Origin of the sequence: Paenibacillus sp. 37 (genome assembly GCF_008386395.1) — a bacterium.
Lineage (GTDB): Bacteria > Bacillota > Bacilli > Paenibacillales > Paenibacillaceae > Paenibacillus > Paenibacillus amylolyticus_B.
On sequence record NZ_CP043761.1, the window covers coordinates 6,644,401 to 6,657,235 of the forward strand.

At 50.3% G+C, this 12,835-nt stretch carries 9 protein-coding genes; 5 read left to right on the forward strand and 4 right to left on the reverse strand.

The features are described from left to right. The first annotated feature begins 463 nt into the window (after positions 1 to 463). The gene (locus F0220_RS28475; protein WP_149846867.1) at positions 464 to 1,495 is read left to right on the forward strand and encodes a LacI family DNA-binding transcriptional regulator; all 1,032 of its coding nucleotides are present in this window, start codon (positions 464 to 466) and stop codon (positions 1,493 to 1,495) included. A 176-nt stretch (positions 1,496 to 1,671) separates the two neighbouring features. Here the strand turns inward: F0220_RS28475 and cydC are convergent, their stop codons facing one another. From cydC to F0220_RS28495, 4 genes are read right to left on the reverse strand one after another with little or no spacing between them, the layout of a single operon-like run. Further along, positions 1,672 to 3,534 carry a thiol reductant ABC exporter subunit CydC gene (gene cydC / locus F0220_RS28480; protein ID WP_149846868.1) on the reverse strand — a complete coding sequence of 621 codons (1,863 nt, stop codon included), beginning with the start codon at positions 3,532 to 3,534 and terminating at the stop codon, positions 1,672 to 1,674. 1 nt (position 3,535) lies between these two features. Continuing rightward, on the reverse strand, positions 3,536 to 5,446 hold the full coding sequence (gene cydD, locus F0220_RS28485; RefSeq protein WP_149846869.1) for a thiol reductant ABC exporter subunit CydD: 1,911 nt from the start codon (positions 5,444 to 5,446) through the stop codon (positions 3,536 to 3,538). 1 nt (position 5,447) lies between these two features. Beyond that, positions 5,448 to 6,503: a cytochrome d ubiquinol oxidase subunit II gene (cydB, locus tag F0220_RS28490; RefSeq protein ID WP_223199802.1), complete on the reverse strand. Its 1,056-nt coding sequence runs from the start codon at positions 6,501 to 6,503 to the stop codon at positions 5,448 to 5,450. Further along, positions 6,448 to 7,863 (reverse strand): cytochrome ubiquinol oxidase subunit I, encoded by a 1,416-nt coding sequence (locus F0220_RS28495; RefSeq protein WP_091012627.1) that lies wholly within the window; start codon positions 7,861 to 7,863, stop codon positions 6,448 to 6,450. Before F0220_RS28495 ends, cydB begins: the two co-directional genes overlap by 56 nt. 467 nt (positions 7,864 to 8,330) lie before the next feature. Between F0220_RS28495 and F0220_RS28500 the strand changes: the two genes are divergently transcribed. The 4 genes from F0220_RS28500 to F0220_RS28520 are packed head-to-tail and all read left to right on the forward strand — an operon-like array spanning position 8,331 to position 12,823. Then, positions 8,331 to 9,623: a tetratricopeptide repeat protein gene (locus F0220_RS28500; RefSeq protein ID WP_091012626.1), complete on the forward strand. Its 1,293-nt coding sequence runs from the start codon at positions 8,331 to 8,333 to the stop codon at positions 9,621 to 9,623. Next, the gene (locus F0220_RS28505) at positions 9,620 to 10,615 is read left to right on the forward strand and encodes a glycosyltransferase (protein WP_223199803.1); all 996 of its coding nucleotides are present in this window, start codon (positions 9,620 to 9,622) and stop codon (positions 10,613 to 10,615) included. Before F0220_RS28500 ends, F0220_RS28505 begins: the two co-directional genes overlap by 4 nt. 1 nt (position 10,616) lies before the next feature. Then, positions 10,617 to 12,155, forward strand: a complete 1,539-nt coding sequence (locus F0220_RS33080) for a glycosyltransferase family 4 protein (RefSeq protein WP_223199804.1) — start codon at positions 10,617 to 10,619, stop codon at positions 12,153 to 12,155. Continuing rightward, positions 12,152 to 12,823 (forward strand): class I SAM-dependent methyltransferase, encoded by a 672-nt coding sequence (locus F0220_RS28520; protein ID WP_091012623.1) that lies wholly within the window; start codon positions 12,152 to 12,154, stop codon positions 12,821 to 12,823. The genes F0220_RS33080 and F0220_RS28520 overlap by 4 nt, the downstream gene beginning before the upstream one ends. The last annotated feature ends 12 nt before the right edge of the window (positions 12,824 to 12,835 follow it).

Sequence of the window (12,835 nt, forward strand, 5' to 3'; positions counted from 1 at the left end):
AAATCTACGAAATCAGTTTCGTTAATTTCACCCTTATTATGACTTCAGATCTTTATTTTGTAAATAGTCATTTTGTTTTTTTGATTCCCATACTCCAACCCGCTTGATAAAAGCTTTATTTATTGCTGTATACGTTGAAGTCAAGGTAACCTTTACGACAGTTACGAAAGTTACGAAAAACAGCACATGACATGATTTCATGTACAGTCCCAGATAACCCGATATTCCTTTAAATGGACTCGAAATCTGTAAAACAATTAAGATTATGAGCTAAAATTAGCCTTTATTTTCGCAACAAACCTCCTTGATCGCTTCAAACCTATGAATGCATATTATTTCAAGTGTGATTCCCCCTTTCTTCTGTTGACTGTACGGTCTTTGTAGCATAGAATACTTGCAAGAAAGCAAAAAAACCGATGCAACCCCAGTTTACGAAACTAGTTTAGGAATCCGAGGGATGTTTATGAATATCAAAACGATAGCGGGTTTAGCCGGCGTGTCTGTAGCCACGGTGTCCAAGATTATCAATAACTATCCAGACATTAGCGAGGAAACGCGCCAGCGTGTGCTTAAAATTATGGAAGAGACAGGCTATCGTCCATCTTCTTCAGCCAAAACGCTGGCAACCAAAAAATCCAGCCTCGTTGGCGTTGTGTTTGCAGGGAAGCTGAACGTGGATTTCAGCCACCCTTTCTTCGTACAGGTTATCAATGCGTTTAAGAAACAAATTGGCTTGCTTGGATACGATCTACTCTTCTTCTCAAATGAGAAGTTTCTGGATCAGGGTGAGGACTACTTGGCGAGATCCAAGTATTTTCAAGTGGATGGCTGTATTATTATTGCGGGGGATGAAGTCGAGAGCAGTATATTTGACCTGGATGCCAGCCCGATTCCTTGTATCGGAATAGATATCGAACTAACAGGACAAAGCTCCTGTTACATCATGTCCGATAACGATAAGATCTCAACCAAAGTTGTAGAACAATTTTATATGAATGGTTATCGAGAAGTTGGTTTTATCGGGCTGGAGCGCGCCTCTCTTGTGATGCAACAGAGAGAGATGGCTTTCAAACGTTCACTAAATCAGTTTAGTCTTGATGAAAAGCCCGAGTGGGTTGTATACAGCAAAGATTATGCCGCAGCGGATGGATACGAAGCAGCCAAGAAAATGCTTGCCTGCAAGACTCTGCCACGTGCCGTGTTTGCAGCCACAGATCTACTTGCCTTTGGAGCTATTCGCGCCTTTAAGGAAGTGGGGTTACGCATTCCAGAAGATATAGCTGTGGCAGGTTGTGACGACATCGAAGCCTGCCGTTATACCGATCCAGCGCTAACAACCGTCAAGCAGGATACGGATAAAATTGGACGCCTTGCTGCCATGATTCTGTTCGATCTGATGAACAAACAAATGGATAATCGTTGCATTAAAGTAGAGCCGGAACTGGTTGTGCGTCAATCCTGTGGCACAGCCATGCTGCTGGCACAGGAAATCTGAGCGTTACCAAGAAGCAAAAAGGGGATGTCCCATAGTCATGAATATGACAGGGGACATCCCTTGTTTGTGTTATTTTGTTTTAATAAACCTGAGACACACTATCCGCTCCCATTTGCGATGCTGAGTGAACGGACAGTCCCGACTCTGAGATCATGGTTATACCGGGAAAGTTCCTGCTATCTGGAAGCGGCAGTAGGCAGCTTGCCCTCTACTGTCTGCAAGTCAGACCATCCGGGTCGATCGAGTTCGATGAGACGGCGGTATCGCTCTTCTCCAGCCAGCAATTGTTCGTGAGAACCCTGCATGGCAATCTGTCCATTTTCCATAAAAATAAGTTCGTCCATCTGTTCCGCACCAATCAGGTGATGGTTAACCCAGATCATCGTTTTGCCTTGCAAGCTGTCCAGAATGGTCCGCATCAACTCGCGTTCCGTCACTGGATCAAGCCCTACGGTTGGTTCATCCAATATAATAACAGGTGTCTCCCGAAGCAGTACCCGGGCCAGAGCAATCCGTTGCCTTTCCCCACCGGAGAAACGCAGTCCCGTCTCCAGCATTGGCGTATCATATCCCTGCGGCAAAGATTCGATCAGACCGGATAAACCTACCTGGGCGGCCACCTGACGAATCTCCTCATCCGTTGCATGTGGACGACCAATCCGCAAATTATTCGCTACTGTGGTGTCGAACAGGTGTGGGCTCTGATTCAGCACCGCGATAACATCAGTGACACTATCACCAAGGGTCTGCACAGGCATATTATTGATCAGAACTTTCCCCGCAGACGGAAATAATGCCCCCTGAATCAGCTTCAACAATGTCGATTTGCCGCCGCCGCTTCGTCCAAGAATAGCTAATCGTTTGCCTTGTGGCAGATGAAGGGATACATCATGTACGGCGTAGGAATCATCCGCTGCATAACGGTAACTTACGCGATTAATCTCCATGTCTGCTCTTAGTTTGGGTGGAATGCGAAGACGAATTCGTCTGTCCGAGTCGCCCGTTCCATCAACATCATTCGCTCCATTCTGCCCCGGAAGATACCCTTTCCCTTCGAGCTGCTTCAAGCGATCCAGTGATTCTCGATACTGTGGAAGATGCTCCACCGCATCCCCTACAGGCAGAAGTGTTTCCGTGAGCGGGAATAACACCAATACAAAAGCAGCAATCATCACGGCAGGCAACTGTCCGACAGAAGCCGCGTTTCCGGCCCATAACGTAACCGATACCACCAGCAGGCCAATGACGCACTGGGCCATCAGATCACGCCAGCGTGTCCAACGCCGCAACTTGCGACGAATCGCGTCGACCTGTTCCTCCGCTTCTTCCTGCTGCTGAACAAATTCGGCCGCTCGTCCACTTGCAAGCCAATCTCCCAGTCCAAGTACACCGTCGGTCAGACGGGTATACAACCTGCTGTTTTCCTTTTTCAGCCGTACACGCCATTTCCACGTCACTTTCAGGGAGATCGCAGGTAACACGGCAACGAGAAATAACATATACAAACCCATCCACACCGCAAATCCCAGATCCACACTGCCAAAAGCAATCACAGCCCCACCGTACATCACAAGTGCGGTAACGGCGGGGAAGACTGTACGCAGATAGATATCCTGCAGCCGCTCCACATCATCGGCGAGTGCTCCGAGTACATCTCCGGTCTGCATGCGAGAGCGCAGGAACAGGGCCTGTGGCTCCAGAATGCGATATAACTTCACCCGTTGATCGGCCAACACACGCAGTACGGCATCATGTCCTGCCAATCGCTCGATATATCGAAAGACGGCGCGAAATATCCCAAATGCACGTACACCGACAATAGGTACATACACCATCAGAATATTTTCAGGACGCAGCGCAGACTTGGAGATCAGAAATCCGGAGGTGAACAGCAGCAGTTCCGCACACAAGGCAGCGCATGTACCCAGCGCAATGACTGCGATGAATCTCCAGCGGTACTGTGCCACATACGGAGCGATCCAGCTATTTTTTTCTTTTCCGTTACGGACGGTCTCCATATGTTCATATCCGGACTTCATTTTATATCGCCTCCATCTGAGCCTGAATCATCTGATAATATACACCTTGTCTTGCCAGCAATTCCTGATGTGTTCCCGTCTCTGCCACTGTGCCGCCATCCATGACAATAATCCGATCCATATGTGGCATCCAGTGCAGACGATGGGTAGCCAAAAATACAAGTTTGCCTTCAAACAGCGGCAGCATCGTCTGTTTCAGTTCATACTCTGTTTCCACATCCAGATGAGCTGTCGGTTCATCAAGCAGCAGGATGTTCCGTTGACTAAGCAAAGCTCTTGCCAGCGCCACCCGTTGCTCCTGCCCACCACTGAGCTGTCTGCCACCAGCCCCAATAGGCTCATGCAACCCAGCGGATAATGAGGTCAGTAACTTGGTTAATCCAGCTGCACTAACGGCCTTGGCCACTTCCGTATCCGAAGCCTCTGGCATGTAGAAACGAACGTTATCGGCTAAACTTCCACTAAAAATATATGGATGCTGCGGGATAGCTGCCGTCTGTCTTCGCCAGGATTCAAGCATATCCGGTGTCACCGGCTGCCCGTTGGCTAATACCTGGCCTGAAGTAGGTAGCTGAAATCCAGCCAATACATCGATTAATGTGGACTTGCCTGCTCCGCTGGCACCGATAATACCGATTTTTCCAAGACCTGTGATCTGAAATGTGACATCCTTTAGCGAATAAGGACCTTCATCATCGTGTCGTACCTGTACATCCGTTAGTGCCAACCTGCTATTCTCATTCCAGGAGAACACTGAGGAAGAACCAAGATCAGAAGTAGTAGAAACAGGATCAGGATCAGGAGCAAGATGTCCCACAGCCGTTTTATCGTTCAACACGACACGTATGGTCGAAATGCCTGCTTTCCTTTTACCCGAAGGTAACGATGATGCAGATTCCGTCCCATCCTCTGCCATGTCCGTGTGCGCAACAACGTTTGCATAAGCTTCTTTCTGTTTCCGTTCAGCAGCTTTCCCCCGTTCAATCACCTGATTAATGGCCGCTCCGGCTTCCTTACCGTCCAATGTGGCATGATAATCAGCGCCGAGCATACGTACAGGCAGGAAATATTCGGGTGCCAGAATCAGTACCGTCAACGCAGGGCCAAGCAGCATATGCCCTTCCGTCAGACGTAATCCCAGACCAACCGCCACGGAAGCAACGGACAGCATGGTGAAGAAATCGAGTGCAAATGAAGAAAGGAAGGCCATACGCAGGGTGGACATCGTCGCCTTCCGATACCGCTGACTGACCCGCCGAATGGAGCCTTCATGTGTTTTGCTCTGTCCCAATGTTTTTAGCGTCTCCAGCCCACGCAAGGTATCAACAAAATGGTTAGCGAGTGCTTTGTAGGATCGGAATTGTCCGTCTATCTTCCGCTGGGCTGCGAGGCCAATCAGAATCATGAACACGATCAGGATCGGTAGTGTCAGCATCAGAATAACCCCGGACATCATATCCAGCTTGAACACATACAGCAAAATGACGATGGGTGTGAATCCTATGCCTAGCATGCGAGGAATGAATAGTTCGAGATACGTCTTGTATTGAGCGGTTCCCTCACGTGCCAGCGTAACCAGATGCCCTGTGCCCTCCGTCTTGGCATAACGCGGTCCAAGTCTGAACCACTGCTCCACCATCTGTCTGCGCAGATCAGTCCCTGTCTTATCCGCATATCGTGAAGTCACAAGTTGTAACCAGAAGGATAGGGCGTAGCGGGCGGCAAAAGCAGCCAGGAACAACAGCAGTACCGGGTACTGCTCCGTTATGGATGAACCTTCAAACAATGCCGTGATGGCCTGTGCCAGCCATTTGGCTTGCATAATGATCGTCATCGCCTGTAACAGTACCAGCGCTGATGCCAGCGCGAGTACTGGCCGGATGCCCGGCAGCTTCAGCAGCCCCCGTCCCATATCAGTACTCCAGGTGGTGCTGCTCGTTCAGACGTTTGCGGAAGATATAATAACTCCAGATCTGATAGCCAAGAACAAACGGCAGCAATGTGCAAGCTACAATGGTCATTACTTTCAATGAATACGCACCGGATGCGGCGTTGTATACAGTCAGGTCATATGCCGCTCCAAAGGAACTCACCATCACTCTTGGGAACAGTCCAATAAAGACCGAGGCAAAGGCAATTGCAATCACTGCTCCAGTCATACCAAAAGCCCAGCCTTCACGCTTCTGACGAACAAAGTATGCCGCAAGTGCAAGCGCGACTGCGCCAAGTACAACCATGATCCAAAGAGCCCAGCCCCGTACGGCGAACACATCCGTCATGAAATACGTCATTAACGCGTAAACAGCGAGTAGTGAAGCCAGCGGCAGCATCAATTTTTGCGCTGTCTTCAAGGCACGCTCTCTTAGATCACCAACTGTTCGTAGTGATGCAAACAGCAATCCATGAACGAGACACAACAGCGTTACGCTCAAGCCACCAATCACGGTGTACGGATTAACAATATCGAGGAATCCTGCACGCAACTGCATCTCCCCATCAATGGGCAGACCCTTCATGAACGTGGCAAAGACTACGCCGAACAGGAAAGGCAGGAGCGCGCTGGATACCACAATGATGATATCCCATGTTTTGCGCCAGCGCTGCTGTTTCATTTTACTGCGGAATTCGAAGGCAACCCCGCGACCAATCAAGGCAAGTAACACGACCACAAGCGGCAGGTAGAAACCACTGAACATCGTGGCATACCAGTGCGGGAAGGCAGCAAACATTGCGCCCCCTGCTGTAATCAGCCATACTTCGTTACCATCCCAGAACGGACCAATCGAGTTGATCAGGGTCCGGCGTTCACGATCCGTTTTGGCAATAATGCCTGTAGACATCCCCACACCAAAATCAAAACCTTCCAAAAAGAAGAAACCAACAAACAATACGGCAATCAGCAAAAACCACAACTCACTTAGTGACAACGGAATAACCTCCATCCACGCCGAACGGATCGGCCGATTCATCGTGATCTTCTGGCTTATCGACCGCAAATGGTCCTGCCTTGATCTCACGTACGAACAGGTATACCATCACGATACCAAGAACCGTATACGCGGCTGTGAACGCAATCGTGGAGAACAGGATCATTCCTGCGGATACGTTCGGTGAGACCCCGGCCTCGGTGGTCATATAACCAAATACCGTCCATGGCTGTCTTCCAACCTCGGTCATGATCCAACCTGATGTATTGGCGATAAACGGCAGGGAGATGGCAAATACCATCAGACGCATAAACCACTTTCCAGCGACCTCCAGCTTCTTGCGCACAGCCAGAAACGTACCGTACAGAGCCAGCACAATCATCAAACCACCCGCTGCGATCATAATACGGAAACTCCAGAACGTTGTCCGTACCGGCGGGATGTAGTCCCCCGGTCCATACGTCTGCTGATACTCAGCATTCAGTTCCTTCATGCCTTTGACACTACCGGAGAACTTGCTGTAGGACAGGTAACTGAGCAATCCAGGGATTTTGATCTCACCCGTACTCTCCTGTTTATCCGGATCGATAAAAGCGACCACCGTCCATGGTGCCGGATCTTCTGTCGTTGTCCATGTGCCTTCACTGGCTGCCATCTTCATCGGCTGTGTCTCCACGAGATATTGAGCCTGGAAGTGTCCAGAGAAAGCTACACCAAATGAAGAAACAAGCGCGATAATGATCGCGATATTAAACGATTTGCGGAAGATCTCCACATCCTGCTTCTTCATTAATTTGTAGGCACTGATCCCGGTTACAACAAAGGCCCCTGTCATCAATGCCCCAAAAATCGTATGTGGGAACTCGACGAGCAACTGACCATTCGTGATGAGTGCAAAGAAATCATTCATCTCGGCTCGGCCGTTGTTAATCTCAAACCCGACCGGATGCTGCATAAATGAATTGGCTGCCAGAATCCACAGCGCGGACAGGAATGTGCCGACAAACACCAGCCAGATGCAGGCCAGGTGCACTTTTTTGGACAAACGATCCCATCCAAATATCCACAAACCAATAAATGTAGACTCCATAAAAAACGCCAGTAGCGCTTCAATAGCCAGTGGCGCACCGAACACGTCCCCGACAAATCGGGAGTACTCGGACCAGTTCATACCGAACTGAAACTCTTGCAAAATACCTGTGACTACCCCGACGGCAAAGTTAATCAGGAACAGCTTGCCCCAGAACTTCGCCATCGTTTTGTAGATTTCCTTACCCTTAACAACGTACAACGTCTCCATGATTGCAACCAACAGTACAAGACCGATGGATAGCGGGACAAAAAAGAAATGGAAAATCGTTGTAAGTGCATATTGGATACGCGATAACATAATCGGATCCATACCGTTACCCCTTCTTTCTGTTCACTTCGCAGTATGCGTATCTGGCATTGAAGCTGCACCTTCGCTGTCTGTCCGCCAAATACGTTGATGAACGTATTGTGCCAGATTCCCTATTTTATACATGTGATAATTATCACAATCTCCGTCTCCAGAGCAAAAAAAAGTGATCCTGGTCACACAAAAGATAAAAATCAGCCTATTGTAGTGCGAATTCAAATATCTTTTTTTCAGTATCGAGAACGTGGAATGAAGCCAAAATGGAGGATTGGAGCTTAGGGAAGCTCTATAATGGCTTGCCTACTTCATCTATTCATGGAAGATACTCATGTTTGGGACGGAATGCCCATATGTTAGTCTCAGGCATATCATGCGAAGTACCGTGAGGGCTTTACATATGAAGTGAAAGCATGAAGTACATGCAGAACGAATGACGCGCCATATTACAGTCAAGGTGAGGTGAACGATTCATGGAAAAACCTGCGCCATTACCAGGTGAAGACTCCGAAGTCAGCCTGAATAAGGCCAGTACAACACAGTCCCCGGTCCGATATGTTCTCTTCCCTCGCAAAGGGGGCTGGTCATCCTTTCCCTATCCCGATATTGCTGCACTGCTGTCGATCGAGGGAGAGGTCTACTACGTCAGCAGCCTGACGCAAACAGAAGATGTACCTCCAGCCATTACCGTCATCTCCCTCCCTGAAGCCGAGCAGCTATTGCTGAAACCTCGCACCGTAGCCGTAGTCGCCCATCCCTACTGGCTAATAGCTACGGCTTCGCTGGAGCCTGAGCTATGTATTGCCCTGCTCCCTGAGCCTGCTGGAAACGAAGCAGAATCTCCGCTATGGGAGAGTAGTATTTCCAAACTGGTCGGCATCGCCGATCTGGTCGGCACATCCTCCGAAACACGTTATATGAAGCTGCTTTTCCAAGGCGTACGTGCCATCTGGCTGGGCGGTGAAGACCCTGCACCTGCAGGTACGATGCAAAAAGATGATCTCGAAGTCCCTCTCCGGGACTACGAACTGTTCTTCCTGCATGCGCTGCGGCAGATCCTGTCAGGCACTCCGGATAGCGTCACCCTGCTTCAATGCAGTGTACGTGCCGACTTCTACCGACAGCTCCGAGCCAAAGCAGGTGCACATGAGACGATATCCTTTTTGCTGGCAGCCTATGAGTACTTGCTTGAAGATCCGCGGTCTATCAATTCACTTCAAGAGGCATTCTCCCATGCGGTATTGAATGGTCGCGGTGACTGTGTAGTCTCCCACTATAGATTCCTGTCTGCCATTCATGCCCGGGCCGGACAGTTGGAGGACGCCCTGCGGGTGTATGGAATTAGTGCAGCCGATGAACAAGAACGGCATCATTATGAACAGTTATGTCGCTGGCTTGAGGCGGGAGAAGATCAACTTGTACGAGCGGAAGTACTGCGTATGAACGATGATTACGGAAATGCCCTGCGTATCCTTGACGAACTTGGCGGAGAAACCGCGAGACATTGGAAATTCCGCATCTACCAGGAGACTGGACGCGTGGAAGAGGCACTGGCGCTGGTGCATGCAGTCGATATTCAGGATGATGCCAGTCGCCGGGACTATCAGCAATTATCCGGCAGTGCGCTGGCACTGCGAGGGGAACGACACGGGGCAGTCCGACATTTCCTTGAGACAGCACTGGAGGATGAAGATGCGCTGGCCCGGATTGTCGAGCTGGAGCTGTTGGACCATGCTGTACAGCAATTGCTTGGGGAGGTGCCATGATGCTGGACCCGAAGAAGCGTAGACAACAGTTGAATGGACCAATGGTGCACAGGAATATCCGAACCGAAACCACTTACACGCCAACCGAAACAGTCGATCGAACACATACAGACGCATTGGAAAATGGAGATCATCCCCCGGATCATGCACAACCAACGCAGGACATCCGAAGCCAAGTGCATCACTGGAATGATTCACAAGGTCAGGCAGAACAGAATGCTGCTGTATCACAAGAGGAAACGAGTGTATTCAAAGAACCCTTCTCCATTCGTCGGGTTCGCAAAAGCAAAGGTAACAAGCTCACCGCCATGCTCCAGGTTCGCAATGAACGTGGCCGATACCTGGAAGAAGTATTGCATGATCTGAGTGAGTTCGTGGATGAGATCGTCATTGTGGACGATGCCAGCACAGACGGAACACCGGATATATGTAAAGCCTACCCTAAGGTGGTCCGTCTGGAAGTACTGGACAAACCGCTGTTCGCTGAGGAATGGCGTCTTCGCAACACTTTGTGGCAAGCGGCTGCGGGAACATGTCCCGACTGGTTGCTCTCAGTTGATGCGGATGAGCTGTACAGCTCAGAGGCCAAGAAAGCCATCCGCACGCTGATTAATCAGGAGTATGCGGACTGGTTTGCATTCCGTTTCTACGACATGTGGGGTGGCCGGACCCACTACCGGGAAGATGATCTCTGGTGTCTGCACAAGCGGCATACCGCTTCACTTGTACGTTATATGCCTGGATATCCTTATTTCTATCCACAACAGAATCATCATGTTCCCCGCCTTCCCTTGTCCTGCACGGTATTGCCTGGGGTCAGTACGGAACTGAAGGTTCAACATCTCGGCTGGGCCGGCAGTCTGGAGGACCGGGTTCGTAAATATTTGCGTTACAAACGCATTGATCCTAGCGGTGAGTGGGGCAATCTTGCACATTACGAGTCTATTCTCGATCCGGAACCTCGGCTGATTCCCTGGAAGGAGGGACCGTGAGATGGGCGTGGTGAGTATTCTGACACATAGTTTCACCGACGGGTACAACCGGGAATTCGGTCGTGTATTTGGTGGTGGACTGGAACGCTATATTCTGGAACTGTGCAGTGTCATCCGTGGACTCGGGCATATTCCTGAAGTTCATCAGCTCTCTTATTTTGAAGCATTCCAGACTCGGACGGAGCAGATTGACGTATTTGGTTATTCGTACGACATGGATAATGTACCGGAAGCCTTTGACCGGATGGCAGCCGCAGCGCGCGGCCCAGTGATCTATGCCAGCTGTCTGTGGCAACCCATCACCTACAAACCCGGCAGTCTTGGCATCTGTCACGGCATTAACTGGGATCGTCCCGGACTGCCACTGGAGACCAAACAACAAGTCGCGGAACATATTCAACTGGCTCTGGATGGACTCGTGCGCATTGTATCCGTGGATTCTCATTTTCAGACCTTTTGCCGGGCTGCGTGCACCTATACCGATCCAAGACAGGTTGTCCTGATTCCCAACGCAGTGGATACGTCCTATTTCACACCAGCCCCGCCAACACGGACCTTCGAGCAGAAACAGGAAGACGAATGGCTTGTCGCATGGAAGAATGATCTGGCGAGTCATGGAGAAAATGTTGGTGCAGTTATATCAGGGATGAAAGCTGAGGAAAGCCAGGCTGGACCAAGTGGTGATGGAGCGTACAGTGCGAAGGCTAACGGAGATGGAGGTGGGGATACAGACGATCAAGAACGAGAGGAGAAGGGAGCGGTAGATCTCCATTTGGAATTATCAAAACTGGAAACAGCCGAGGTAAATGGCGAAACGTATAGGGTTGCTCGTAACCTCCGAAATGCAACGGATTGGGCTACAGATGTTCTAGCAGAAGCAGATGCTGAATATCAGGTTAATGGTCCCATTCAGGGACAGGTTGAAAAGAAAACTGTAGATGCCCGGATGACCTCTCCCCGCCCAATTCGCATCATATATCCGCGTCGCATCAGCATGGAACGGGGTATTATTCCAATGATGCTGGCGGCGGATAAACTACTCGGAGCCTTTCCAGATCTGGAGGTTGAATTTGCCGGGGAATTGGTCGAAGGCAGTACGGTCGGGAGAGTCTTTCGTTACTGGCATCGTACTCATCCACATGCGGGGCGAATTAACCAGCGCACGTATGATTTCAGGGATATTCGGGAGGCCTACCATCAGGCAGATATCGCCGTAATTCCAACAATATTCTCGGAGGGTACCTCCTATGCCTGTCTGGAAGCGATGAGCTGTGGACTCCCGGTAATTGCCTCCAATGTCGGCGGATTGAATGATCTCATTCAGGATGGTTTTAATGGGCTACTGGTACCTCCCGGCGAGCAGGAACTAACCGCTGCTCTGGTTCGTCTCGTACAGGATCGGGCCGAGCGAGAACGACTGGGAATCTATGCGCGCGAGACTGCACTGTCCTATGATCTTGCCAGGTGGCGGAGCCGGTGGAGCACGGTGTTGGAATCATTTTTGGCAGAGACAGGATTAAAGGAGGGAATTCGGGGATGATGGATACGCCCAAGGCACCGGAATTCATGGAATCAAGATACATTAGGCAAAGTGACCCTAAAACGGACACATTGGTCTTCCCCCTGCATCCGGCATGGTGGAGCCGTCCCTACGAATATGAATGGGCCCGGCGGTTTGCACGTCCAGACGATGTAGTCCTTGATGCAGCCTGCGGCATCTCCCATCCGTTCAAATTCTGGCTTGCCGAACACTGCCGTGAGGTTCACGCCTGCGATTGGGATGAACGCATTTTGTCTGAAGAGGCGATAAGACTGGATATTGTTTCTGATTTTGGCGAGCAGGCCGCCCATGATCTGCCGGAATCCACTCTCGTCCGATTGCAGCGCGCAAAGGCTAATCTGGCCCAGCTTCCGTATGAGTCGGGTAAGTTTGATCGGGTGTTCTGTATCTCTGTACTGGAGCATCTGGATACAGGCACGATGCTGCGGGCGTTTCGTGAATTCGCTCGGGTGCTGAAGCCAAACGGACAGTTGATCGCTACTTTCGATGTACCCGAGATGCGGCCTGATCTGCTGGAGACAATCATGGCTGTCACCGGATTAACCATTGAAGATAAGCTGAATGTGGTAGAGCCGGACGATGCCATCTGGTCTGACATGTACGGCACGCCGATCCGCTGTTTTCGAGCGGTGATATGCAAAGGTTGAGACGAATTGGGT

Bases quoted from the DNA above. Each gene is read 5' to 3' on its own strand.
- cydD (WP_149846869.1), bottom strand. From the start codon at position 5,446: ATGGGACGGGGGCTGCTGAAGCTGCCGGGCATCCGGCCAGTACTCGCG.
- F0220_RS28520 (WP_091012623.1), top strand. From the start codon at position 12,152: ATGATGGATACGCCCAAGGCACCGGAATTCATGGAATCAAGATACATT.
- F0220_RS28505 (WP_223199803.1), top strand. From the start codon at position 9,620: ATGATGCTGGACCCGAAGAAGCGTAGACAACAGTTGAATGGACCAATG.
- F0220_RS28495 (WP_091012627.1), bottom strand. From the start codon at position 7,863: ATGGATCCGATTATGTTATCGCGTATCCAATATGCACTTACAACGATT.
- F0220_RS33080 (WP_223199804.1), top strand. From the start codon at position 10,617: ATGGGCGTGGTGAGTATTCTGACACATAGTTTCACCGACGGGTACAAC.
- cydC (WP_149846868.1), bottom strand. From the start codon at position 3,534: ATGAAGTCCGGATATGAACATATGGAGACCGTCCGTAACGGAAAAGAA.
- F0220_RS28475 (WP_149846867.1), top strand. From the start codon at position 464: ATGAATATCAAAACGATAGCGGGTTTAGCCGGCGTGTCTGTAGCCACG.
- cydB (WP_223199802.1), bottom strand. From the start codon at position 6,503: ATGAATCGGCCGATCCGTTCGGCGTGGATGGAGGTTATTCCGTTGTCA.
- F0220_RS28500 (WP_091012626.1), top strand. From the start codon at position 8,331: ATGGAAAAACCTGCGCCATTACCAGGTGAAGACTCCGAAGTCAGCCTG.